The organism is Undibacterium parvum, from assembly GCF_003955735.1.
In the GTDB taxonomy this organism is placed as follows: domain Bacteria; phylum Pseudomonadota; class Gammaproteobacteria; order Burkholderiales; family Burkholderiaceae_D; genus Undibacterium; species Undibacterium parvum.
Genome location: NZ_CP034464.1, coordinates 1,007,677 through 1,033,253, shown reverse-complemented (window position 1 = coordinate 1,033,253; position 25,577 = coordinate 1,007,677). Strand labels below are relative to the sequence as shown.

Below are 25,577 nucleotides of genomic sequence, written 5' to 3'. Positions count from 1 at the left end.
GGGGCACTTGCCCCCGTCGCTTAAACGGCTGCTGTCACTATTGTTGCAACTGCGGGCTTGTGCCTGTCATCTGCCGCACACATAGGGAAGCCCAGTTTTTCGCGTGAGGCGTAATAAGCGGCTGCCACGGCACGAGATAGATTGCGGATGCGGCCTATGTAGGCAGCGCGTTCGGTCACCGAAATCGCACCACGGGCATCGAGCAAATTAAAGGTATGCCCGGCTTTTAAGATCATTTCGTAAGCTGGCAATGCCAGCGAAGTTTCGGTCACTTCCAGCAAGCGTTTGGCTTCGGCTTCGTAGTTACTAAACAGCGTGAACAGAAAATCGGTATTCGAATATTCAAAATTGAAGGTCGATTGCTCAACTTCGTTTTGATGAAATACATCGCCATATGACAGGCGTATCGTCTTGCCATTTTCTTCGCGCTCGGTCCAGACCAGGTCGTAGACGTTTTCTACGCCTTGCAAATACATCGCCAGACGTTCTATTCCATAAGTAATTTCACCCAGGATAGGCTTGCAATCGATACCGCCAACCTGCTGGAAATAAGTGAACTGCGTTACTTCCATGCCGTTCAGCCAGACTTCCCAGCCCAGACCCCAGGCACCCAGCGTTGGGTTTTCCCAATCGTCTTCAACGAAACGGATATCGTTTTGTTGTAAATCGAGGCCCAGCGCCTTGAGCGAACCGAGGTAAAGATCGAGGATATTTTCCGGTGCCGGTTTCAAAACCACCTGATATTGATAGTAGTGCTGCAGGCGGTTTGGGTTTTCGCCATAACGGCCATCTTTAGGGCGGCGCGACGGTTGTACATAGGCGGCGCGCCAAGGTTCCGGGCCGATTGCGCGCAGGAAAGTGCCGGTATGCGAAGTGCCCGCGCCAACTTCCATGTCATAAGGTTGCAGCAAGGCGCAGCCCTGGGCGCTCCAGTATTCTTGTAGTGTCAGGATGATTTGTTGAAACGTAAGCATAATGCGGTCTGCCTTTTTCGCGAATGTTAGGTGGCGAATAATAATTACTCAACCTTCGATTTTAACGGGTTTTCCAGCAAATCGGAGAATTTGCTGCAGTGTAGACGGCTTGCGGCTCGATTTGGCGCTTGGGAAGCAGAACAAAGCCTTGCAAAGCAGAGCAATTAGCTGGCGCAAGACCATCTGGAATTGCCTGAAGGAATGTCAATTGTCGATCTTATCGGGGATATTTCAGCTTGTGCGCTAGGGTCGGCTCATTTCCTATCGCGTATCGTCTGCAAAATAGTGGCAATATCTAGCTCGACGTTTTGGCCGTGCTGGCGGATTAGGCGTATGTGCAAGACCATATTTTCTAAGACTAGTTTGGCGGCGACCGCCAATAAGGTCAGGTGACGATCTTCTTCGGTAAAATTTTCTAGAGTCGCCGCCATCTGGCAAATGTGATTGGCGGTAACCAGACGCAAATCATCTTCTTCGAACGGCAGGTCGGCGAAATCGATAGGGTCTTCGTTTTCGACTTCTTTCATGAGTTCTTGTAGTTGTTGCACGCTCGCCAACATTGCGCCCTCCTTAGTCTGATTGACAGTCTTTAGGCTTACTTCTTGATTGTAGTGCGCGCTTTGCCGATTTGCCGATATTCTTCTTGGGCTTTTATTTTTTCCTTCTGGCGCAGCCTATGACCGTTTAAACCTCGAATTTTGCAGACTGTCTCATCTTAATTGCGCGGCGCTGATTGACTATTTAAGATAGCAACATTGAATCAAGATTTCCTTGTTCAATCGAGCTTACGCAAAACTGCCCCAGCGTCGTTGTAACCGCCTTGCCGTACTAGCGTACTGTCTTCGGCGGCACGCCTAGCTGGAACGATTTTGCGTAAGCCCTAATTACAAATAGAAAGAGCCCGAGCATGAAAACCACAACTAAAAATCGCGTATTTGCTTTGATTGCAGTTTTCCTGATAGCAGGTATTTCTTCGGCATTTTTTCTCGATACGCCTATGCTGCAGATCGATGGCGAACAAGTCGGTGGCGTGCTCGGCTTCGGCTTGGGGATGTTGGGCTTGATGATAGGTATGGTCGCACTTTTTTTTGCGCTCAGCCTTACCGGTCTGGTGTTGGTAGGCGTGGCGATTTTCCTGGCTCTGTTAGTCGCGTTTATCTTGGGTGCTTTGGCTTTGGCCTTAAGTCCTTTACTGCTGCCATTCTTAATCTTGGCCGGACTCATCATGTTTTTTTCTAAGCGTAAAACGGCGAAATTGCCTGCTTAATTGCGAGGTAAGTCAGTGGTCGAAAAATGTTTGCATGCCTGCGGTTCAGCTAGGTCTGAAGCGCAGGCATGCAAAATAAAACTAGACAAAGCTAAATTACTGGTTTATATTTCGTCCCGTACTTGCATCAGGTCGTAATCTCGTTGGTCCCAATTCTGCATGGCTGTTTCTTCTAGTCGTTCTGTTTTATTTCCTCTGGTTTCATCTCTTGGTTTCAAGTGCCTTCCAAGGCAAGCTTGCCTATATTTAAAATTTTTAAGGAAATAACATGTCCACTCAAACAGGCATAGTCAAATGGTTCAACGACGCTAAGGGCTTCGGCTTCATCACACCAGATGCTGGTGGTCCAGATTTGTTCGCCCATTTTCAAGACATACAATCTACAGGCTTTAAGAGTTTGTCCGAAAACCAACGCGTTTCTTTCGAGCGCAGTGTTGGTCCTAAAGGCGACAAAGCCGGCAATATCCAAGTTCTTTCTTAATTGATTAACTTCGGCAATCACGTGTTGCCAAGTACTTGAGAGACGGATTAGCCTTACTTATACTCTGATTCTTATGCCCTTCGTGGCACCATGCAGATAGCATGGGTTTCGGGCGCAGAGAATAGCTAAGTAAGGTGAATTCACACATTAGTAGCGCAGCGCGCAGCGCTTGCTACTACAGCGCAGGACAATTCTTACCGGCTGGCGGCACCATGCAGATAGCATGGGTTGTTAGGAAAAGGTCTAATTGTCCAGTGATACTAATCACCAGTGAGAGAGTGATTGCTGTGCCTAGCGCATGGCGAGACTCAGGAGCGCGCAATTAATTCTAATCGGCCAGGCACTGACAATTACAGCGACCTAGGAAAATGATTTAATTAATTTGTGGAGCAATTAATTTGTTTGACAGCACGTTAAAACCGCAAGGAGTATGGTTAACGTGCAGATGACCAGACCGCCAGAGGCACCGCGCAGATAGCACGGGTTTTTGGTGTAGTGTGACACCACACAGATAGTGTGGGTTGCCAGTCAGCCAGTGGCACCACGCAGATAGCATGGGTTGCAGGCGAGTCGTCGTAAAGAATGAAGAGCCCGCCTTTGGTGGGCTTTTTTGTTTTCAGCGCACTTTCTTAGACTGCACTTGTTTAGACCGCACTTGTTTAGACCGCACTTGTTTAGACTGCCTTAGCGGCAAATTTTTGCACATACATATTGCGATCCGCCACTTTCAACAGCGCCACGGCGTCTATGCCGTCCTCTGGGAAATGCGAGATACCGATGGCACCGCCGAGTTGTACTTCTGGCGCATCCGCAAGATTGGCTAATTTTAGTGGCTGTGCCATGGCCGCCTCAATATGCTGGCGGATAATTGCGTAGCCCTCGCGCTGGGCGATATCATTGAGCATGATGACAAATTCATCGCCCGCATATCGGGCTACCACGTCACCGTTACGCACGCTGTTGCTGAGGCGACGCGCCACTTCAATCAGCGCAAAATCGCCGGCATCATGGCCGTACTGATCGTTGATCGCCTTGAAACCATTGAGGTCGATGAACATCACGCCAAATGCCTGCTTTTTATCTGAGGCATGGTATTGGCTGATCTTGGCATTGAGCCCGCGCTCAAAGGCATCGCGATTTTTTAAACCTGTGAGTTTGTCGGTTTGCAGGCGTAGCTGCATGGTTCTAAAACTATTGGCGAGTACGCCGATTTCATCATTGCGAAGAATTTCTAGCGGTGCATCGATAAGCCCATTTCCCACTTGCACCGCAGCCTGCGATAAGCGTTGTAAATCTGTGGCTACCCAGTTCAAGATTTTTAGACCAATCAAGATCGCCAATAAAGCCGCGAGCGCGCTAATTAAGGCGGTGCGTCGTATATTTTGCAGTACATCGCCCATAAAATCTTTGCTAGGCACGGCCACCACGGTAATCCACTCTAGCCCGGTATTATCTTTGACTTTTTGGTAGGCGACGTGAATGCGTTCATCGGCAGCATCTTCAAAGCTAAAGGTCTTGGCATTGCCCCTGCTTTCCTGAGCAATATCCATTGCTAATAGCTTGAGGTAGATGGCGCTTAAAAATGGATTGCCACTGTCTTTGGCATTGATGCGGACATTGCTGCCATCTTTGGAGTGTTGCACGTTGGGGCCGCTAGAGGCTGCGATCAGATCACCATTAGGCTCTATGATGAAAGCTAGGCCATGCTGCGACATTTTTAGATTACGCACAAAATCATTGAGCGAACGTAGCGACATATCAGTCGCTACTACGCCAGCCAGTTTGCCGTTTGCGGCTGACACTTTGCGGGCGCGGGTTGCGACTAAGTCCTGGGTACCAAAATCGATATACACCGAAGTCCAGGTGTCGTTTTTCGCATTCGCACCAGCCGTGTACCAGGGTCGGCTACGCGGATCAAACAATTTTTCTTCTTTCGAATGGAATTGTAAGGGCCCGTCTATGCCTTTAAAGCGATACCGTATGCGATTTTCTTCCGGCTTAGTTTTGATGCGCAATTCGCCTTCTTCCAGCGAGTGGCGATACAGGCCGATCGCCTGACCGGCGGTGTTGCCGTAGTAAACGTAATTATTCGGATCGATATGCAGCGAAGTCGCAATCCAGAAACGGCTGCGCAGATTGACTAAATCTTTATCGATATCGGCTTGTGCCAGCATGCCGTTTGGGAAGGCAGCCTCTAGCGTCGCACCTGATCCGACTAAATGACGATCGATGGCCTGTCCTATGCGTTCTGCCGTTTCGAGTAAGAGATGATCCGATACTGTCAACACCGCGCTATCACCCGCCCGATACGAGAGCCAGCCTATAGCGCTGGCTAATACCAACACTAATGCAACATAGGGAACGATTAAAATCGTCCTTAAAGAAAAGGTATTCTTGACTGCAGCAGTGTGATTCATGTGTTCGCGTTCGGTGCTTGCTAAATAAATTAATTAATGACAGCTATGAGGCGCAAATGGACGCTGATATTGTTCAGCCCAAAGAAACAAGGCGCGAATATACCATGCGACTAGAGGAATTTTTATGACAAAAAGCTATTGGTTGAGAGAAATTTTCAATGATTCACACAAGCATTATTTGAAAATTAAGTTTTTGCGCTTTTGGCAATGTGGCGTGGGCAGCGAATGCGCTATCCTGGCTTATTCGATTGCACTCAGCTCTTGCGCTAAAAAATCAAATACCGTGCGGATTCTTTGATTCGATTTGAGCTCTCTATGGCTAGTCAACCACACCGGCAAGCTCGGCAATGCCTGCTCCGGCACTACCCTGTGTAAATCCGGATATTGGCGCGCCAGCCACTGCATCCCTATGGCTATGCCCAAACCGGCTTGCAAGGCTTGCCAATTGACCAGATGATTGTCGCAGCGAAATGCAAAAAAACTTGGCTGTATCAGGATGCCGGCCGCGCGGAAGCCTGCCAGTAATTGATCCGATTGATCGTAGCCTATCCATCGGTAGCCCGCCATCGTCGTCACATCGGCCTTTTCGCTCAGTGTGAGCGTTTGCTGCTGATTTTTAAAGCTGACGCTGTTCAAGTAGGAGCTATGCGCATACATGCCTAGTGGCCAATCGCCTATGTGTCTGGTGATCAAGGCCGACTGCGTCGGTCTTAGCATACGGATCGCGATATCGGCTTCACGCTCTAATAGATTGCTGAGTTGGTTGCTGGCCACCAGTTCTATCTGTATCTCAGGATGCAGCTCTGCCAGCTTGACCAGGATGGGGGGCAGCACATAGGCCGAGGCGATTTCGCTGGCGGTGATGCGTACCGTGCCGCTTAAACCCTTATCTTGCGAGGCACTTGCCATACCTAGCGCCCGTGCCGCCACCATCATATGGCGCGCCGGCGCCACTAAATGATCACCGGCTGCGGTGAGCTTGAGCCCGCGTGCAACCCGTTCAAACAAGGCCGATCCTGTGACTTGCTCTAACTCGGCGATTTGGCGTGATAGGGTGGCCTGACTCAGTCCCAATTGCAGTGCCGCATTCGTCAAAGAGCCATATTCGACCACGGCCACAAAGGCGCGGATCAGGTTCCAGTCGGTTTGGGCTGCTACAAATTGTTGGCTTGCCATAGGGTGGGGGTCTCGCTCGCTCGTTCGTTTGTTTTATCTATTCATATTTGCATATGAGGCATGCATGTATGCGTATTGTAATGGCATTCCTTACATCTGAAAATAGCGACATCATCAATCGAAGGTCTTTTCAGGGAACGCTATCATGACAGCAAATACACTCTCCACAGACGAAGTGAAGCATGCAAAACCTAGCGTGCTGGTACTGGGCGCCAAAGGCAATCTTGGACGAGCCGCAGTGCAGGCCTTTGCGGCTGCGGGTTGGCGCGTGATCGCAGCGGCCAGATCGACGATGGATTTTCCTGTCATGGAAAACCTGGAGCATCTGCTGTGCGACGCCTTAGATACCAGCAAATTGATCGCTGCAGTCGGCCAGGTTGATGTCGTGGTGCATGCACTCAATCCTGATTACGCACGCTGGGATACTTTACTCGCACCGAGTACCGCGGCCGCGATCCGAATTGCGCAAGGCACGGGCGGCCTGCTCATGGTGCCGGGCAATGTCTATAATTTTGGGTCAGAGTTGCCAGCCTTACTGAGCGAAGAAACTGCGTTCGCCGCGCATGATGGTAAGGGCCTATTACGGATACAGATGGAGCGCAGTATCGCCGCCGCCAGCGTGCAGGGCTTGCGTAGTGTGGTGATACGGGCGGGAGATTTTTTGGGCGGCAACAGATCCTGGTTAGATTTGGCGATCACCAAATCCCTGCATAAAAATGTGGTCACGCGTATGGGGCCAGAAGATCTGCCCCACGCCTGGGCCTATTTGCCGGATTTGGCCGAGGTGTTTGTGCGAGTGGCCGAGCGCCGCAGCAGCCTGAGCGGCTATCAGGTGTTTCATTACCCCGGCCTGAGCGCCAGCGCTAAGGAAATGCATCAGGCGCTAGAGTCAATCACCGGTCGCAAGCTGCGCGCTAAGGCTCTGCCATGGTGGCTATTTAAATTGATCGCCCTGGTCTCGCCGCTGCTGCGCTCGGTGGTTCAGATGCGCTATCTGTGGCAACGTCCGCATCAACTGGTCAGTACCCGGTTAGAAAATTTTATCGGTCCGTTGCCCGCTACTTCCTTGCAACAAGCCTTGGCGGCCTCAATCCGATAAAGCAAAGTAGAGGCTGGCCGGGCGCGCACACCGGACGCGCATAAGCTATGCGGCTTCCCAGCCTGCCTGGCCTGCAGCCCGCATGGGATATGCGCGCTGGCAGGGGCCTACTTAAAAAGTATTTACTGGCAGTTGCGCTGGCAAGTGCAGTTGCATATTTTTCGCCATGATGCTGCTGCCAGGACGCATCGCATGCGCATCCCCGACAAAGCTAAAACCAGCGCGTTGATATAGTTTGACGGCTGGTGTGTCACCGACTGCCACCCCTAGGTTTACGCAGCGCGCACCGGCCTGGCTAGCCCACTCAATCGCACTCTGTAGCAAGGCTGCGCCGACACCGTGTCCACGGGCCACGGGCCGCACCCACATCTGAAAAAGCTCGACCACCTGCGGCGCATCGCTGGCGAACTTGGCCCACAACAGACCAGCTGGTTCAGCCCCGACCTCGGCCAGAAAAACGTGTTCTCTGTCCGTTGCGCAGGCTAGTTGCAGGCGCTCTTGCCAGAGTGCGTCGGAACGTAGTTGTTCAGCTTCCAGCGTACTGCCGTAAGCATACGGCGCCTCTACCAATGCGGCCAGACGTAGTTGTTTATGGATGCGCCATTCTTCAGCTTTGAATGCGCGGATGGTGGTGGGTAGTTGCATGGCGATGTTCTCAAAAATAGGTTCAGTTGTTGTCGTAGTCGATAAGCTGGAGATGGCAGCATAAACTAAATCAAGGACCTCAAGCACATCGCTGTGCGACAACCGCAATGCGTTTACTTGTTTTTGATTTATGGCACAATTGTCCACCTAGAGTTTTGTGTAGATAGTCCATGCCCGCTTATCCTCGTGCTGTTGAAATTTTGTTTGATGATGCGAATCGCTGTCTAGAGCAGGGCGATTTAGTCGCGGCTGAAAAAGCCTATATCGCAGCTTTGGCTGTAGCACCCGAGATGCCCGAGGCGCTGGCGAATCTGGCTTTATTGCAAGAGCATGCCGGCCAGCTGGAGGTGGCGCAAACTTACTACCAACAAGCGCTGGCGCTGGACCCGGATAGTCTGCAGGTGCAGCTCAATCTGGGCGTGTTGCTGACCAAGCGCAAGCGCTTCGGCGAGGCTGAGCTGGTGTATCTGCAAACGCTGGCGTTAGCGCCGGAGTCGGCCGCAGCCTGGTCCAATTACGGTATGCTGCTGGCCTGCATGCAGCGCGAGCGCGAAGCTGAAGACTGTTATCGTAGTGCCTTAGAAATCGATGAAAATTACGCCAAGGCGGGTTTTAATCTGGCCTATATTTTATTGCGTCAGGGGCGCTTTGAGGAGGGCTGGCAGTATCTGGAAGCGCGCGACAGTGATCAAATTTATGCGCATCGTTTTAACTTCCCGCGTTGGCAGGGCCAAGCTTTGTCCGGCAAATCTGTGCTGATAGTGTTTGAGGCGGGGCATGGCGACATGATCCATTTTTGCCGCTATGCGCAGATCCTGAAAAGCATGGGCGCGTGCCAGATCGGCCTGATATGCCATCCTGCACTCAAGCGCCTGTTTGCCAGCTTGCCCGGCGTCGATCATCTATTCGATTTTAATCAAGAGTTGCCCGCTTCCGGCTGGGATTATTGGAGCCCGCCCATGAGCTTGCCGTATTACTGTCAGACCCGGCTTGAGACCATACCTGCACCGATTCCCTATCTGGCCGCTGAAGCACAGCGCATCGCAGCCTGGGCGCAGCGTTTGCCATCGGATAATTTATGCAAGCTGCGTGTTGGCCTGGCGTGGCAAGGTAACCCCCTGTTTGAAAATGATGCGGATCGCTCGCTGGCTTCAATCGCATTATTGCGCCCGCTGATGGAGGTGGCTGGCGTGCAGTTTGTCAGCTTGCAAAAAGGCCCAGGTCAGGATCAATTGCCGCGTGAGGGGTTTGAAGTGCTGCCTTATGGTGCGGAGTTGGAGGATTTTGCCGATACTGCGGCACTGATCGCCAATCTCGATCTGGTGATCAGCGTCGATACTGCGGTCGCGCATCTGGCCGGTGCCATGGGTAAAACTTGCTGGTTGCTGTTGCCCGATTACCGTGCAGACTGGCGCTGGTTGACCGACAGGCAAGATACACCCTGGTATCCCAGCATGCGGCTATTTCGCCAAAGCCGCGGTGGTGACTGGCCAGCAGTGATACAGCGAGTGGCGACCGCGCTGCAGGAGTTGGCTGACAGAAGCTAGTACGGGCTGCGCATCTGTTAAAATGTCGCCTTTGCTGCGTTAGGGGCTGGTGTTTGAACTTGCTGCACCCTGCCTTTTTTTATCTCCTCTTTTTTCTGTTTGCTCCCATGTCCGATACCAAACCTGCCGACGGCAACACTAAGCCGCTGTTTTATGATCCAACCGAACACCGCATCCGCAGTTTTGTGACGCGTGCCGGGCGCTTGTCTGATGCGCAGGGCAGGGCGATAGAAACTCTGGGGCCGCGGTATTGCATCCCGTATCAAAAAGCCGAACTCGATGTGGCAGCGGCCTTTGGTCGTACTGCGCCTACCGTATTTGAAATAGGTTTTGGTATGGGCGAAACTAGCGCCAAAATTTCTGAGCTAATGCCGGAAAAGAATTTTATCGGTGTCGAGGTGCATACTCCGGGTGTCGGCAATTTGCTTAAACTCACCGATGCCATGGGTTTGCAAAACCAGCGCATCATTCAGCACGACGCTTTTGAAGTCTTGACGCACATGATCGCGCCTAACTCTTTGGCTGGCGTTCACGTGTTTTTTCCTGATCCATGGCATAAAGCGCGCCACAACAAGCGCCGCCTGATCCAGGGCCCGCTGGTGACTTTGCTGGCTTCACGCATCGCACCGGGTGGTTATCTGCATTGCGCTACCGACTGGGAAGACTACGCGGTGCAGATGCTAGAAGTATTAGGTGCCGAGCCAGCTTTGGAGAACACTGCCAATGGCTACGCGCCACGTCCGGATTATCGCCCGGTAACTAAGTTTGAAAACCGTGGCCTTAAACTCGGGCATGGGGTTTGGGATTTGGTTTTCCGCAAAAAATAGCAGCTGATTTTTTTTGTATTTTTTATGCAAATCAAAAGCTGGCCGCAGAGGCGCAGAGAACACAGAGAAGATCTTTTACTCAGATTTTCTTTGCACCTAATATTCAGCCTCTGATAGGTACATTAGCACGCGCCGATTACCGTCATCCTGTAAATTCTGGATTCCCGCCTTCGCGCTCATCGTTTAGCCATGAGTAGTGATGTGTCGATTAGGCTCCCTTCTCCCGCGAGCGGGAGAAGGGCAGGGGATGAGGGTGATTGAGTAACGCGTAAGTTCGATAGAGAAATCATTTAAAGCTCCAGATAAATACACATTCTTGTATCTGAACCACCCTCACCCCAACCCTCTCCCGCTCGCGGGAGAGGGAGCCTACATCAGAAATTTACCTGTCGTGCTTTGCGTGATTTTCGTGGACAAGATGTTTGATTTTTTTCAAATACTCAGTGGTGCCAACAAAGCCTGCAGATCGGCGGTGTCGAATTTCGGTGCCAGCGCCGCATCGCTGCCCAGCACACCTTCTGCCAACGCTGCCTTGCGTGCCTGCAGTTCGAGGATGCGCTCTTCTATACTGCCTTGCACCACCAGTTTGTAGACAAACACTGCCTGCTCCTGCCCTATGCGATGGGCGCGCGCAGTGGCTTGCTCTTCGACCGCCGGATTCCACCACGGGTCCATGTGGATCACCGTGTCGGCTGCGGTCAGATTCAGACCCACACCACCGGCTTTGAGGCTAATCAGCAAGATCGGTACTTGCTTATCCTGAAAACTAGCGACCAGCTGGCCGCGTTGTGCGACCGGGGTCTTGCCGGTCAGTGATAAATACGGCAGTGCCAATTCGTCCAACTGTTCGGCGATCAAGCTCAACATCTCAGTGAACTGCGAAAAGATCAGCATGCGTCGGCCTTCCGCCACCAGACTGGGCAGCATATCGCTCAGCATTTCTAGCTTGGCGCGCTCCATCGTGGCAGGCGTTTGCGCGCCTTTGAGTAGATGTGGATCGCAGCAGACCTGGCGCAGTTTTAACAGTGCATCGAGTATCGTAATCTGCGCGCCGGAAAAACCCTTGCGCGTTAATACCTTGCGCACTTGTTCGTCGGCCGCCACGCGCACGCTTTCATACAGGTCGCGTTGTTGGCCTTGTAGTTGCAGGCGCTTGATGACTTTGGTTTTGGGTGGCAATTCGGTGGCGACATCTTCCTTACGACGGCGCAGGATAAATGGCCGTATTCTTTTTGCTAGCAGTTGCGCGCGCACAGTCTCGCCATTGACTTCTATGGGTTTGCGCCACAAGCGGGTAAAGCTGCGCGCATCACCGAGAAAGCCTGGCATTAAAAAATCAAACTGAGTCCACAGTTCGCCCAAATTGTTTTCCAGCGGGGTGCCGGTGATACACAGTCTATGTCGGGCGCGGATACGGCGCACCGCATCGGCGCTGCGACTGGCGGCATTTTTGACGGTCTGGGCTTCATCGAGTATCAAGAGATGAAACTGCTGTTGCTCTAAAATTTCCAGATCGCGCCAGATCAGGGGATAGGTGGTCAGCACAATATCGGCTTGCTGCATTTCAGCAAAATAGCTAGCGCGTTGCGGCCCTTGCAGACTCAGTACACGTAAATCCGGTGCCATGCGTTGCGCTTCGGCCTGCCAGTTAAAAATCAAAGAAGTCGGCAACACGATTAGTGCCGGCCTATCGAGTCGCCCGGCCTGTTTTTCCAGTAACAGATGGGCCAGCGCCTGTGCGGTTTTGCCCAACCCCATATCGTCGGCAAGGATGCCGGCCAGATGCTGCTGGCGCAAATATTGTAGCCACGCCACGCCGTGTAGTTGATACGGTCTTAAAGTAATCCCCAAGCCTGCCGGTGCAGCGACTGCTGCGACTTCGCCTATGTGGTGCAGGCGTTGGGTCAGGCTGCGCAAACCCGCTTCGCCTTGCAGTTGCCAGCCGCCGTGCGGGCCGGCACGCTGTGCTTGGCTTTCTAACAGACTCAGGCGCAAGGCTTCCAGGCGCTGGCTATCCCAACCAGAGATAGGAAGAGGACTATGCTGGCGCCGCTCATCACCGAGCAGATCGAGCATATGCCTGACGATGGCTTTGAGTGGTGCCGCCTGCGCATCGATGCGTTTGCCGCCCGGAGCGCGCAGCCGTATCATGGCCATATCGTCGATTTCGGCCAGCTTTTTGGCATTGAGCCAGCGGCTATCTCTTTGCAATAAATTCGCCAATAGCGGCACCAGATCGATACTCTGACCCTCGATTTCTATTCCTAAACTGAGCAGCCACGAGCCTTCGCGTGCCGGTAAGCCCAGGCGGGTGATCGTAGTCGGGCGGCCCTGCATAGGCGAGGCCGCTTCCTTGCCGATGACTTCGCCGCTGCTTTCATCGATGATCAAGTGCCAGGCTTCGACCATGACGCTCTCATGCGCAAAGCCCGGTGCAATCACGATAGACCAGCCCAGCGCCTGCAATTGCGGCAACTGATCAGCCCAGAAATCGGCAAAAAAATCTTCTTGCAGCAAACTCCAAAGCTGCCCGGGATGACTGTAGTGACTGGCGGCGGCCTCGCTGCGCCATTGCAAGGCCTTTAGCGGCAGCGGGTGCAGATCAAGTTCCCAAACCTTATCGAGCGCATCGGCCTCGGCACCCAAATCGCGCAACAGGGTCACAGGCACGCCCTGCTTATCGAGAATGATCTGGCTGGAACTAGGGCGGCGATTGAGTAAGACGCTAGGGGCGGGCGTTTGCCAGAGTAGTTCTGTGTCATCCAGACTGACGCGGTATAGCCAGTCTATCTGCACCACGCTGACGTTGCCGCCCCGTGGGCCGAATACGCCGCTCTTGGTCATGCCGAATAAACCATCGCCGCGCCCCAAGGTACGCAGTGTCATTCTGGGATGGAAATGGCCAATCAGATCGGGCATGCTGAGCGCCAGAGTACTTCTGAAAAGGGAATTTCTAAAAACCCGTTAATCGGGATGCAGCGCAAGGCGCAAACCGGAGCAATACGTCGGTATTGCGAGGATTTGCAAGGCTGCGATGCGCCCGAGTATAGGGTTTTTAGAACTTCCCAAAAGCTGCGCGCATATTCCATGCGCCTTGCCAGCCTAAAATGGTCTGTAAGGCGCATGGAATATGCGGCTAAGCTTTGCGGTTTCATGACAAGTTGAAAACTAACTCATTTCATCTATCAAGGCCACAATCTCGGCACCATAGCTTTCCAGCTTCTTGGCACCGACCCCGGTGACGCCGCGCAAATCGTCTAGCGAGCGTGGCTTGGTCTTGGCGATTTCGCGCAAGGTGGCGTCGGCGAAGATGATGAAGGCGGCGACATTGTGCGCCTTGGCGGTGGTGATGCGCCACCAGCGTAGCTTCTCGAAAATCGCTTGTTCGCTGGCCGAGAGATCAGTCTCGGCAAAGTCTTTGGCCGACTGGCGTTTATGCTTGGTGGCTTTTTCAGCTTTTTTGTATTGGCGCAGCTGTATCTTGGTTTCGCCGCGCAGTACCGCACGCGATTGCTCGGTGAGTTTGAGCGAGCTATAGTTTTCATAATCGACCGCGACTAAACCGAGCGCGATTAACTGGCGCAGCAGGGCGCGCCATTCGGCTTCGCTTTTGTCTGAGCCAACGCCAAAGGTCGAGAGTTGATTATGCCGCCATTGCTGCACGCGTTCGGTATCGATACCGCGCAAAACGTCGATCACATGACCAGCCGCAAAGCGTTGATCGACGCGGTACACGGTAGAGAGAATTTTTTGCGCCGCCACACTGCCGTCAAACGAGGTCGGCGGAATTAAGCAGGTATCGCAATTGCCGCAAGGCTGTGAGGTCTGGCCGAAATACGCCAGCAATTGCATGCGTCGGCAATTGAGCGTTTCGCACAGGCTGAGCATGGCATCGAGCTTAACGCCCTGCACCCGCTTGTAAATCTCATTCGCTTCCGATTCATCGATCATGCGACGTTGTTGCACCACGTCTTGCAAACCGTAGGCCATCCAGGCATTGGCGCTAGCACCGTCGCGGCCGGCGCGTCCGGTTTCCTGATAATAGCCTTCTATACTTTTTGGTAAATCCAGATGCGCAACAAAGCGCACGTCGGGCTTATCGATGCCCATGCCAAAGGCAATCGTGGCACACATCACGATGCCGTCTTCACGCAAGAATCTGGCTTGGTTACGGCTGCGTACTGTCATCTCCATACCGGCATGGTAGGGCAGGGAATTGATGCCGTTTTCATTTAAGAATTCGGCAGTTTCTTCTACCTTTTTGCGCGACAGGCAATACACGATACCGGCGTCGCCGCTATGCTGTGCATTGATAAAATCGAGCAATTGCTTGCGGCCATTGGCCTTTTCGACGATCTGGTAACGGATGTTAGGTCTATCAAACGAAGAGACGAATTGCAGCGCCGTTTCTAGTTGCAGGCAGCGGATAATCTCGTCGCGGGTTTGCTGATCGGCGGTGGCTGTCAATGCGATGCGCGGCACGCTAGGGAAGCGTTCGTGCAGCACCGAGAGCTTGATGTATTCAGGGCGGAAATCATGGCCCCATTGCGAAACGCAATGCGCCTCATCAATCGCAAACAGGGCGATAGGGCTAGCTTCTAACATATCGAGGCAGCGCGCTGTCATCAGGCGCTCCGGCGCGATATATACCAGATCGATTTCGCCAGTACGCAGCAGCCGTTCGACCCGCTGCGACTCTTCAAAACTCTGGGTAGAGTTCAGAAATGCGGCGCGCACTCCGACCTCTTCCAGCGCATCGACCTGATCCTGCATCAAGGCGATTAGCGGCGAAACTACGATGCCTACGCCTTTGCGTATCATCGCCGGGATCTGGTAACACAGCGATTTACCGCCGCCGGTAGGCATCAGCACTAGCGCATCGCCGCCATTGACGACATGGTCGACGATCTGCCCTTGCTGCGAACGAAAGGCCGGATAGCCAAATACCGTCTGCAATAAATGCAGTGCCTGAGTTTGCTCGCTAGTTTGCTGCGCTGGTTCTGTCATACGATAAAAATTAGTCGGCCCAAACGATAGTGCCGGTGTAAGCCGTGATCAGGATCATGATGCCGAAGGCGATACGATACCAGGCAAAGGCATTGAAATTATGAGTAGCGATATAGCGCAATAACCAGCGTACGCAGAAAAATGCCGAGATAAACGCCGCGATGGTACCCAGACCAAACATAGGGATATCCGCAACCGACAACTCTTCACGCGCCTTGTACAGCGAATACACGGTAGCGCCCAGCAAAGTTGGGATCGCCAGGAAGAATGAAAATTCAGTGGCCGCCTTGCGTGACAGACCAAACAACATGCCGCCGATAATCGTTGCGCCAGAACGGCTAGTGCCGGGGATCAGGGCAAAGGCTTGCGCCGCACCGATTTTGAGGGCATCTAACATCGTCATGTCATCGACGCTATGCACACGCGCATGGCTGGTATCGTGTTCATCCACACCCTTGTGCTTGCGCTCTACCCAAAGTATCACCAGACCACCGAGGATGAAGGCCAGTGCCACCGGAACGGGTGCGAACAATACCGCTTTAATTTTTTTGCTAAACAAGACCCCCAACACTGCCGCCGGTAAAAACGCGACGATGAGATTCAAGGCAAATTTACGCTCCTTAGGATCGCTGCCCAGACCGCCTATCACTGAGGCGATTTTCTGGCGATATTCCCAACACACGGCAAAGATCGCACCGGCCTGTATCACGATTTCAAACACCTTCATTTTTTCGTCGGTGAGATTGAGCAAGCTACCGGCCAATATCAAATGTCCGGTGGACGAAATAGGTAAAAATTCAGTCAGGCCCTCAACGATGCCCATGATGATAATTTTTGCGGCGAGAAGAATATCCATGTTTTCTTGAAAAAAAGTGGGAGAAATGCGGCGGCACGAAGCTTAACACGAGGGCATCTTGTGCGCTGCGCAAGTTTTAAGCAAAACCAGTGGCTTGCATATACTCCCCTTATTTTTAGTAAAAACACCGTCATCGCGCATATGTGTATTGTGCGATTGAAATGTACTGGGTGGGGGTATGTTAATTAGTGCTGGGAATGATTCAGTGAGCTAGCTAGTGCTAGTTAGCCTAACAATTATCTACGTTCTTTGAAATAACTTAGGCTGATAAGGCGTAGTCCAAGCTAAGCGCTGGTACAGAGTGAGCTTTAGTGCCACAACAGACAAGGACGTATTGCACCGTAGTGTAGGTTGAAGACGGTGCAATACGCTGCGCTTACATTCTTGATATGCCTGCGCTTATTCTGCGATAGCGTGCCAGTCCCGCTAGTAGTCCTAAGCCAGCTAGCCACATGGCGGAATTTTGTGGTTCTGGTACTGCGGATACCCCCTGTACCTGGAAGGCTAAGGAGGTATTATCTAAAGTGTATTGGTAGGCCGGATTGGAGTAATGAATTGACTCGCCTTGCGTGGCATAAAACGGCATTTCTGATGCGCCATGAGCCCAAAAAATTCTATAACTTCCGGCATCCAGAACAACATTGTCCACAGCGAATTTAACGTAGTTGAAATAATTGCCTGGTGTAACGCTTGCAGGTGATCCTAAGCTGGAGGCAGAGGCTTTAAATTCCCATGACATCGAAAAAATACTGATGCTTGGCTTAACTGACCAATTCGAAGGTTCGAACGCAGTCGCATCGAGTGAGCTTCCAAAAACAATACTGTTGAGTGTACTTTTTTGCGAAAGTGAAAAAAGTGTATCTACTCCCTCTGAACTATCGGTATGTACGTATGACTTGGGTTGCACTCCTTGAGTCGCAAGCGTGAAACCGCCTGAAGTATACAGTGCGTCAGCGCTGGCATTGCCAAATAATGTAAGGCTAATCGCTATGATGTAGACGAAATTTTTCATTGTTTTCCTTTTTGCGTTAAGTAAGCTGCAAGTGAGTTTTGATGCGAATAGGAAAGTGCCGTTTCCAATACTGCTGCGAATATCACACAGCGCTAATTGCTGCTTCATTTTTCATCTTCGGTTCGATTTGAGCCTTGATTTCTGGACCTCCCTCCGAGCAGAGTAGGCGCTGCGAATGACAGGAAGATGACAATTTGGCAAATAAGTGCGCATGGGGTGCATATTTTGTACCCGTAAGCCTTGTAGGGTGGCTGAACCCCGCGTTGAAAGGGGTAAATATGCCGTTTAAACAGACGCCAATTGGTATTTTTTATTCTAATTATTACGGATTTCCATCATGCGATGCGGGTTTCTCCCGCCCTGTCAAACTGCTTATGGCGACCTGTCTGGCAGCAACAATTTGGCCTAAGCCCCTCATTTAAAAAGCATTTTTTATTGCTAAAATAAAAATATAAAAAGTGCTTTTAATTTCTCTTTTTATATGAGAATCTTTGCGTGGCAGGGATTGTGCGTTGCATCAATTCACCCTGACAGTCGATATCTAATTCCACTTTTTAAGGAGCTTATGATGAAATTGTTTCGCCCCGCAATTTTTCTCTCCCTCGTTATTGCTAGCACTTCAATGGCGCAAGCCAATAGCAAAGTATCGCCAAACCTGCCGGCTTTTGGTGCTAGCAGTAAGGCCACGTCGGTCTCCGGTTTGTCGTCCGGGGCATTTATGGCAGTGCAATATCAAGTCGCTTTTTCCAGCTCGGTGGTGGGCGCTGGTGTGGTGGCGGGCGGGCCTTATTATTGCGCGGCGGGCAGTCTGCTCAATGCCGCGGTGTGTATGGGCTTAGTGCCGTTTGTACCGCCAAATCCAGCTGGCATGCTGGTGGCAGCGCAGGGTTTTGCTTTGGCCGGTCAGATTGATCCTTTGAGTGACTTGCAAAATGATCGTATCTACGTCTTTAGCGGCACTAAGGATACGGTGGTGTATCAGCAAGCGGTCGATGCGACTGTGGCTTTTTTCAAGGATCTGGGCGTGCCTCAGGCCAATTTACTGTATGTGAATAATATGCCTTCCGGGCATGCCCTGATTACGCCTGCCTTTGGTAATGCTTGCGATGCCAATGCTGCGCCTTACATCAGTCACTGCAGCGTCAAACATAAGGCTTACGATCAACCCGGTGCCATGTTGACGCATATTTACGGAGCCATGCAGCCACCGGCAAAAAAACGTAGCGGTAGCTTGATCAGCTTTAATCAAAGTGAGTTTTCGGACGCCTCTACCGGCATGGCTGCGGACGCCTATGCTTACGTACCGCAAAATTGCAAGCAAGGCGATGCTTGCCGGGTGCATGTGGCTTTCCATGGCTGCTTGCAGTCTGCCGCGGTGGTGCAGGATGATTTCTATGGCAAGAGCAGCTATAACGACTGGGCCGACACGAATAGCATCATCGTGCTGTATCCGCAGGTGAACGCCAGCACGATTCCGTATAACCCTAAAGGCTGCTGGGACTGGTTTGGTTACACCGGGCCAAATTATGCCTTGCAGTCTGGTTCGCAATTGAAGGCAGTGCGCGCCATGGTGCAACGCTTGACAGCACCGTTGACTAAGGTTGTGGCGAGTCAGTAGCGTGTGTTAGGCCAAGCTCGTGTCACTTCGGGCGCGGCTTTGCGCATCAGGCATGGATAGAAAATTAGGATTTACGCAGAATTGTTCCAGCAAGGCGGATGTTAGGACGCCGGGGCGATTTTGCGTAAGTCTTACAAATGCTAAGTATGAAATACGATGGTGTTGCCGCCCGCCTTTTTGGCTTGATACATGGCGTGGTCGGCCCATTTCAGGATGTCGTTTTGGGTGTCGCCCTCATTGATAAACATCACCACGCCTATACTGGCCGAAGCTTGATGCTGCGAGTCGCTAGCGGCTAGATCTTCTAGACTAGAACGCAGATGAAACGGCAGGCTTAAACTCTGACGTATTTTTTCCGCCACCACCTTGGCCTGGTCAGTGGCGTGTTCCAAATTATTATCTAACTCACTGACAATCACGACAAATTCATCGCCACCAAAACGTGCCACGGTATCGACTTCGCGTAAGCAAGCTTTAATCCGCTGCGCCGCTTCCACCAAGAGTTGATCGCCCGCTTCATGTCCCCATTCATCGTTGACGGGTTTGAAGTTATCCAGATCCATAAACATCAGCGCCCCGTAACTACTCTTGCGCTTGCTTAAGGCAATCGCCAGACGCAGGCGGTCATGCAGGTAGCGCCGGTTGGGCAGTTGGGTGAGTGCATCGAGAAAGGCCATCTCATGGATTTGTGCCGCCAACAGCTTACTGTCACTGATGTCGGTCGTGCTGCCTATGTAGCCCAGGGTTTTACCCTCTGAGGAGAGTAACTTTTGAGATTGCCCGAGAACCCAGGTGATTTTGCCTTGCTTGTCGATAAAACGGTATTCCTGGCGAAATGGCAGACCCTCGGTGACGGCCGCGCTCCACGCGTTTGCCAGCGGTTCGCGGTCGTCTGGATGTAGCGCCGCGATCCAGCCATTGCCGCTCGCTTCTTCTTGCGATAGGCCGGTCATTTCTGACCACTGATGATTGACAAAAATACAGGCGCCGCTGGCGTTGGTTTCAAATACCCCGACCGGTGTTGCCGCCACCAGCAGCGCGAAGTGTCTCTCGGTTTGGACCAGCAAGGATTCGAGTCGCTTACGCTCGCTAATGTCGCGCAAAAAACCAAACATTTCACCGTCATTAACCTCGGAATAGGTGGCTGATGCCTCCGCGCTCCAGCAGCTGCCATCTTTGCGTCTATGGCTGGTTTCAAAACGGTAACTACCAAGGCTGATGATGAGTTCAGTATGTTGCCTGGCAAGCTCGGGATTTTCCGCCAATGCCGAGATATGCATGCCTATCAGTTCATCGTGTGAGTAGCCCGAGAGCCGGCAATAGGCGGCGTTAACGTCGATGAGGTGCCCCGTATGCGAAACGTGTAGGTAGCCATCGAGCGAAGATTCTATCGCGTGCCTATGATTTACTGGTGTGCCGCTGGCATTCATAGATAGTCAGGCTCCGAATGGTTTACTGGTCTTCTGCAACAGAAATACAGTGGTTTTGCGGCTCTTCGCCAGCAAAATCAGCATGGTCGATGAGGCGGATTGCTAGTCGTAAAGAGTCGGAAATCCCCGCAATAGATAGCAGTATCTATGATTCTATCTGTTATCACAAGTAGCATTTTTCTATCTATAAAGTATGCAAATAGCAATTACCTCGGCACCGCTAATTTGCCATAAAAGCGCTTAGTTTTTTTAAAAATTTAAGCATACTCCCCCTATTTTTTTTAAATATTCGCCATTTGCCAACGTATTTATTGGGCACTAAAAATATACAGGCGGGAGTATATTAAATAGCCGCCAGGCAGCCAGCTTGCTGTGGTGGCTTCCTATTTAGGTTACATATCAAAAAACCACAATTGCACTTGTGATCATGGCGAAATAGGAGAATACTGGCCGACAGGCGTATTCTTGCCTTTTCGACTATCTGCGCCACGTTTCGTTGCCAGCCATGTAGGGGAGCTGTTTATGGGTCTTAATCCAGCGCAGGAGAGCGACACCGCACTGCTGCCGCGCTTGCTCAATCGCTCGATTTCGGCGGCCCGCATACTCTTGTTGTGCGCGGCGATGATTATCGTGCCGGCCGGGCTTTACTATTATCTGGTGATCCAGGAGCAGATCAACTACCGCGATCAGCGCGCTTTTCGCAGCTTGGGCGAAGTGCAGCTACAGCTGAGCCAGGCGATCGAGGTGGCCAAGGCCTTTTCTTTGTATGCACCGGTCAGTGATTTTCATGTCGGCCTTGCAGATTTTGCCAGGGCGCATGAGGTCTTGCTGCAGGCTCAGGATTCTTTGCCCAAGCCGCGCATGGTGGATGTGATGATTGCCGAAAGACTCAAAGGCAGGGCGCCCGAAGTATTTTGGGAATTTGTCTCGCCGCTGGATCCGCAGCAGACATTTAGCGATTTGTTAGCGCCTGAAGCGGCGAGTAAATTAGTCGCAGAACAAATTTTGAATGTTGTCCGTCTAGAAATCGGGGGCAAAAAGACGGCACCGCAAAATTGGAAATATCTTAATCTGGCGCAGTTGCAAGCGAAAAAAAATGAAGCCGTGATCGCCTATTTTGCGCGTCTGGCGCTGCTTGCTAAGTGCGTAGCCTCGCCGCCAGTTCATTATGCCGATCGTTTTGAAACTGCACTAGCTTTGCATCTTTGCGAGGAGGCTAAAGATGTTAGTTATCAAGACTTCGATGACGAGCGTGAGGCGATTAAACTTATTTATGAAAAGGCTGAAAAAGAGTGCGAAGCAGCCTTCAAAAATACAGAAATTAAGTCTAAAGAAGATAAAACCTTAGGGCAGATAAGCAAACCAGAAAAGGCCAAAGCAGCGAGCTCCGTAGATAAAAAAGAAGTGCAAGAATCCCTCAAGGCGTGTGCGCTAAATAATCTGCGCGCCTGGATGCCGAAAGGATCAAAAACCGCCGAAGAATTAGCTTTACGTATGCATGCAGGCTTGTCTTTAGCCAAAACTTCTGCGCCCTATTCACTGAGAAAAAACGTGCCGGAATGCCGGAAAAATAACGGTACTTCTCTGGCCTTTTGGAGTGAGCAATTTGATGATGCAGGTACTGCGCGCATCTATCGCTGTGGCGCGCGCGACCAGCAAATTCCGGTCGAGATCGCCTTGAAAAATTTTCTTGGCCAGGGCAATTGGTTTGATGCACTCGATGCCGTGTATCTGGTGCGCGAAGATGGCAAAGTGCTGCTGACCCTGCAAAAACCTATCACCAAAATAACGGGCGAAAGCAAGCTCTATCAGCCTGCCACACTGCTGCCTAAGGTATTGGATTTACTCGCCTTACTCGATGATAAATCGTCCGCTGGCGAAGCCGATAAAACGGCCAGCAAAACACGCGCGGTTGGCGCCCGCATGCGCGATTTTGAGATCGATAACCGTGCAGTACGCGCCTACACCCAGCAAGTGCAATTGCCGGTACGCTTTTGCTCTAGCAAGACTGAGACTTGCGCCAATGAAAAACTGTTTTTGGTGGGCGCGCGTGAGCAGCACTTGATGGCAGCTACCCAAATGCTGGAGCCTGGCACCTTTCTACTCTGGTTGTGTGTGTTACTGGTGGTCTTGTTTTTCTGGCCCTGGCTGAATCTGTTTTTTTCTCAGCAATTACAGGCGGTGCCGGCCCGTAGTGTGTTTGCCTTGGTTGCCTCTGCGCTGTTACTGGTCTTGCCGATCGTGCTCGGCCTATGGGCTTGGGGGAGTTATCGCGCTGCCGTGGATGTGATGAAAGAGTCGGCTAAGAATGTGGCGGTAAAAATGGCGAGTAATTGGCAGGCTGAGCTGGATGTGGCGGTGTCAGAACTGATGAATCGGCATAGTACGTGGACGGATATTCAACTTATAGGGACGAATGAGACTGCCGAGGCCTCGGCGTTTAAGCTAAGCCACTCGCATCTTGAAACCATGCAGGATAAAAACAGCAAAGCGTACTTTGATTGCTTTATTTTGACTGCGCATACCGAGCAGCAGGCGCGCGTTCGTAATTGCGTGCCACATGCTGCCTTCCTCGCTTCAGATAACCCACCCCCTTTGCCCATCTTGGAATCGGTCTTCGAGTTCGATCGTGAGGGCCGTATTGATAAGAAAATTTTGCAGTACACCCAATTACTACCGGCCTATGGCGCAGCAGCCACCGCCGAGGGGCGTGGCTATTTGCAGGCGCTGGTGAATCATCAGGCATGGCCATGGCCAGAACCGAAAAAAATTGCCGGATGGAGTCTGGACGGTTTCGTCATAGAGCGTTTGTATAATCGCGCCGATGCCCAGTTAAGCAGCCAACTGGCGCTGGCGCTGCATAAGGATAAAGATAAGGATAAGGATAAGGGCACACAATTTATCTCGGGGAGTTTCCCCGCCTACAGTTTTGAGTTTATGCCGCCACCGCCGGGTTTTCAGTATGTGGTGATCGATAATCAGACTGGTATCGCCTTGTACCACAGTGCGCCCGGGCGGGTCTTGGCGGAAAATTTGTTTAATGAAAGCCAGCAAGATAATCGCTTGCTGGCGGCCGTGAAATACGGCAACACCGATAGCTTTGGCGGCCATTATCACGGTCATAGTGTGCAGTTTCATGTGCAGCCGCTGGCCTATGTGCCCTGGACCTTGGTGATGATCGCAGAACTACGACCTGTGCAACTTGGCTTGGCAAATATTACCCTACTCACTTTGGGCTTTTGCCTATCGCCCTTGCTGGTATTACTCGCTTGTTATGTGCTGGCGCGCCTGAGTGGCAAACGTGCGGCCTGGGCCTGGCCGCAATGGCAGTTGCGCAGGCGTTACCGGCCGCTGTGCGGGCTGTTGCTAGTGCATGCGCTCAGTCAATATCTAGTCTTGGCCGGATTGAGTTATCTGTCTTTTGTGCTTGCCAATGCGCTCATCGTGATCAGCACGCTGGCGATCAATGTGGCGCTCCTGAGTCAAGCCGGAAAGTGGGCTGCGCCTGACTCTGTCGTCTGGCTGGCACAGCGTGTTTGGCAGCGTATCGCCCCTGAGGGTGCCTTGATGCCAGCCAAGCTATCGGCCTGGCAGTTATGTGCTTTTGCTTTGCTGTTGCTGTGCCAGATTGCTGAAGTCTTGTTACTACTCACGCCGGACGCCCTGTGGCACGGTGCTGCAAGCCTCTGGACTAAGCATGCCGCGCCGCTGCTATTGGCTTTCCTGTTGATGCTGGCGACCAGTTTTTTGCTCAGACGCAGCTTATTACGCATCGCGACCGAAATTTCTGTTGAGGCAGATTCTGGCTCTGCTACCAGTAGTCAAGCGGAACATCAGGCCATTCCCCATTTTTATCGTGATTACCGGCGCTGGGCAGTGCTGGTGATGGCGATCCTGGTGTGGCTGCCAGCCTCGGTGATGTTGCGCAATAGCGCAGATCAGATCGAGCAGCGCCTGCAATACGTGGCTGGGGTAGCACTGGCCGAGCGTTGGCAAGCGCAGCAGCAAAAACTGCAAGACTTTGGACAAATGCATTTTCCTGAACGTTTTGAGTCAAATGAACGCTTTGCTTTACCTGAGCCGAGAGAGCAGGGCTTGCGCGAAATCTTTTCGATCAACGATAAAAATCTGCGCAGCTTTCAGTTTGCGGCTACGCATCCTCCCGCTAATCGTACTTGCAGCGAGAGCAAAAACCGGGAATCGACGTTCACTCAAATTGCGCTAGAATTGGCCGGCAAACTGACCCCGGATCAGGCCATGCTGTTTGCTGCTGGCGATGCGATTTCGCAGCAGACGCCGAAGCGCTACAAAACTGGGAAATTTGCCGGCGATGATGAGGACTATTGCGTGATCGATAGCGGCGCCTCCGCAACGGCGCTGTCTAGTGCCAATGCTGCCAATAGGGTTGATCACTATGCGGTATTTCTGCCGCGTATTAATGGGCTCTTGAGCTGGCCGTGGCGCGTGGCTTTACTGCTGTTGGCCTACGTGATTAGCTCTTTGGCGCTGCGTGGGCTGATGCGTACGGTCTTGTCCGCTAAATTTGTGGCGCATTTTCCGCCCGCTCCCGCCCTTGCTTTGCCAGAGAAGTGGGCGCGTCACAGCGATGCGCCTAAACGGCTATTGTTGCAGCGTGAGTTGACGCCGCTGTCGCCGTCTTTGCGCCTGCAAATCGAGGCCGAACTGGATATTACAAAATCCCTGCACGAAACCGTGCTGACGATAGGCAAGCTGGCGCTGCAATCGTATCGCAACCGTTGGGACAAACTACCTGAATCGCAGCAGCAATTATTGTATCTGGTGGCGCGTGGAAATTATCCTCTGCCGACGCACAGTCCGGCGGTCGAAGGTCTACTACGCCTGGGCTGGTTAAATCATGACCCGCAACTGCAAGTGGCATCCGAGAGCTTACGACGTTTTGTGCTACGCGCCGCGCCTGAAGCCCAGCAAAGACTATGGGAAGCACCGCCACCGGGCGATCTGTGGCAAACCTTGCGTTATCCACTGGGGGTAGCGATTATGCTGCTGCTGGCCTGGGTTGCCTTAGTCGGTGGCGATATGCTGAAGATCTTGGCTGGTGGCGTGGCCTCGGCCACGGGCTTGCTGGCCGCTTTCAAGCAGGTGCAGCAAATCATGAAGGGCGGTAGTTAGCTTGAGCTGGAGCTGTTGGTGCTCTTTGCTAGCACATGACTCAGCTATACTCCCCCTATTTTTTAAAAAA

18 protein-coding genes are annotated in these 25,577 nt (G+C 52.1%); 8 read left to right on the top strand and 10 right to left on the bottom strand.

Annotated elements, in window-relative coordinates; translation table 11 throughout:
- Positions 1-20 precede the first annotated feature (20 nt).
- Positions 21-974, bottom strand: coding sequence for a glycine--tRNA ligase subunit alpha (glyQ, locus tag EJN92_RS04375; RefSeq protein ID WP_126126696.1), 954 nt, complete (start codon positions 972-974; stop codon positions 21-23).
- 254 nt (positions 975-1,228) lie between these two features.
- Complete coding sequence (locus tag EJN92_RS04370; RefSeq protein WP_227869704.1) at positions 1,229-1,534, bottom strand: hypothetical protein; 306 nt, start codon at positions 1,532-1,534, stop codon at positions 1,229-1,231.
- Positions 1,535-1,881: 347 nt separating this feature from the next.
- Here EJN92_RS04370 and EJN92_RS04365 point away from each other — a divergent pair, with 347 nt between their 5' ends.
- The gene (locus EJN92_RS04365) at positions 1,882-2,241 is read left to right on the top strand and encodes a hypothetical protein (RefSeq protein ID WP_126126695.1); all 360 of its coding nucleotides are present in this window, start codon (positions 1,882-1,884) and stop codon (positions 2,239-2,241) included.
- Positions 2,242-2,509: 268 nt separating this feature from the next.
- Positions 2,510-2,722, top strand: coding sequence for a cold-shock protein (locus EJN92_RS04360; RefSeq protein ID WP_126126694.1), 213 nt, complete (start codon positions 2,510-2,512; stop codon positions 2,720-2,722).
- 674 nt (positions 2,723-3,396) lie between these two features.
- Here EJN92_RS04360 and EJN92_RS04355 read toward each other — a convergent pair.
- A complete protein-coding gene (locus EJN92_RS04355) occupies positions 3,397-5,139 on the bottom strand; it encodes a sensor domain-containing diguanylate cyclase (RefSeq protein WP_126126693.1) in 1,743 nt (580 codons plus the stop codon).
- 240 nt (positions 5,140-5,379) lie between these two features.
- Positions 5,380-6,315 (bottom strand): LysR family transcriptional regulator, encoded by a 936-nt coding sequence (locus EJN92_RS04350; RefSeq protein ID WP_126126692.1) that lies wholly within the window; start codon positions 6,313-6,315, stop codon positions 5,380-5,382.
- Positions 6,316-6,460: 145 nt separating this feature from the next.
- On the opposite strand from EJN92_RS04350, the gene EJN92_RS04345 reads away from it, so the two are divergent.
- Positions 6,461-7,414: an NAD-dependent epimerase/dehydratase family protein gene (locus EJN92_RS04345; RefSeq protein ID WP_126126691.1), complete on the top strand. Its 954-nt coding sequence runs from the start codon at positions 6,461-6,463 to the stop codon at positions 7,412-7,414.
- Positions 7,415-7,525: 111 nt separating this feature from the next.
- On the opposite strand, the gene EJN92_RS04340 is transcribed toward EJN92_RS04345, so the two are convergent.
- A complete protein-coding gene (locus EJN92_RS04340) occupies positions 7,526-8,059 on the bottom strand; it encodes a GNAT family N-acetyltransferase (RefSeq protein ID WP_126126690.1) in 534 nt (177 codons plus the stop codon).
- Between the two features lie 170 nt (positions 8,060-8,229).
- On the opposite strand from EJN92_RS04340, the gene EJN92_RS04335 reads away from it, so the two are divergent.
- The gene (locus tag EJN92_RS04335; protein ID WP_126126689.1) at positions 8,230-9,606 is read left to right on the top strand and encodes a tetratricopeptide repeat protein; all 1,377 of its coding nucleotides are present in this window, start codon (positions 8,230-8,232) and stop codon (positions 9,604-9,606) included.
- A gap of 107 nt (positions 9,607-9,713) precedes the next feature.
- Positions 9,714-10,433: a tRNA (guanosine(46)-N7)-methyltransferase TrmB gene (trmB, locus tag EJN92_RS04330; protein ID WP_194074963.1), complete on the top strand. Its 720-nt coding sequence runs from the start codon at positions 9,714-9,716 to the stop codon at positions 10,431-10,433.
- A 432-nt stretch (positions 10,434-10,865) separates the two neighbouring features.
- On the opposite strand, the gene EJN92_RS04325 is transcribed toward trmB, so the two are convergent.
- Entirely contained in the window at positions 10,866-13,352 is a 2,487-nt protein-coding gene (locus EJN92_RS04325) for a DEAD/DEAH box helicase (protein ID WP_126126688.1), read from the bottom strand.
- Here EJN92_RS04325 and EJN92_RS21775 point away from each other — a divergent pair.
- Positions 13,332-13,598, top strand: coding sequence for a hypothetical protein (locus tag EJN92_RS21775; RefSeq protein ID WP_126126687.1), 267 nt, complete (start codon positions 13,332-13,334; stop codon positions 13,596-13,598). The genes EJN92_RS04325 and EJN92_RS21775 overlap by 21 nt on opposite strands.
- A 3-nt stretch (positions 13,599-13,601) precedes the next feature.
- Here EJN92_RS21775 and recQ read toward each other — a convergent pair whose 3' ends face one another.
- The 3 genes from recQ to EJN92_RS04305 form a co-directional block, all read right to left on the bottom strand.
- On the bottom strand, positions 13,602-15,440 hold the full coding sequence (recQ, locus tag EJN92_RS04315) for a DNA helicase RecQ (RefSeq protein WP_126126686.1): 1,839 nt from the start codon (positions 15,438-15,440) through the stop codon (positions 13,602-13,604).
- Positions 15,441-15,450: 10 nt separating this feature from the next.
- A complete protein-coding gene (locus EJN92_RS04310) occupies positions 15,451-16,296 on the bottom strand; it encodes an undecaprenyl-diphosphate phosphatase (RefSeq protein ID WP_126126685.1) in 846 nt (281 codons plus the stop codon).
- Positions 16,297-16,672: 376 nt separating this feature from the next.
- A complete protein-coding gene (locus EJN92_RS04305; RefSeq protein ID WP_126126684.1) occupies positions 16,673-17,416 on the bottom strand; it encodes a PEP-CTERM sorting domain-containing protein in 744 nt (247 codons plus the stop codon).
- Between the two features lie 460 nt (positions 17,417-17,876).
- Between EJN92_RS04305 and EJN92_RS04300 the strand changes: the two genes are divergently transcribed.
- Positions 17,877-18,926: an extracellular catalytic domain type 2 short-chain-length polyhydroxyalkanoate depolymerase gene (locus EJN92_RS04300; protein ID WP_126126683.1), complete on the top strand. Its 1,050-nt coding sequence runs from the start codon at positions 17,877-17,879 to the stop codon at positions 18,924-18,926.
- A 140-nt stretch (positions 18,927-19,066) separates the two neighbouring features.
- Here EJN92_RS04300 and EJN92_RS04295 read toward each other — a convergent pair whose 3' ends face one another.
- Entirely contained in the window at positions 19,067-20,356 is a 1,290-nt protein-coding gene (locus tag EJN92_RS04295) for a sensor domain-containing diguanylate cyclase (RefSeq protein WP_126126682.1), read from the bottom strand.
- Positions 20,357-20,878: 522 nt separating this feature from the next.
- Between EJN92_RS04295 and EJN92_RS04290 the strand changes: the two genes are divergently transcribed.
- Positions 20,879-25,507 (top strand): hypothetical protein, encoded by a 4,629-nt coding sequence (locus EJN92_RS04290; protein WP_126126681.1) that lies wholly within the window; start codon positions 20,879-20,881, stop codon positions 25,505-25,507.
- Positions 25,508-25,577: the final 70 nt, after the last annotated feature.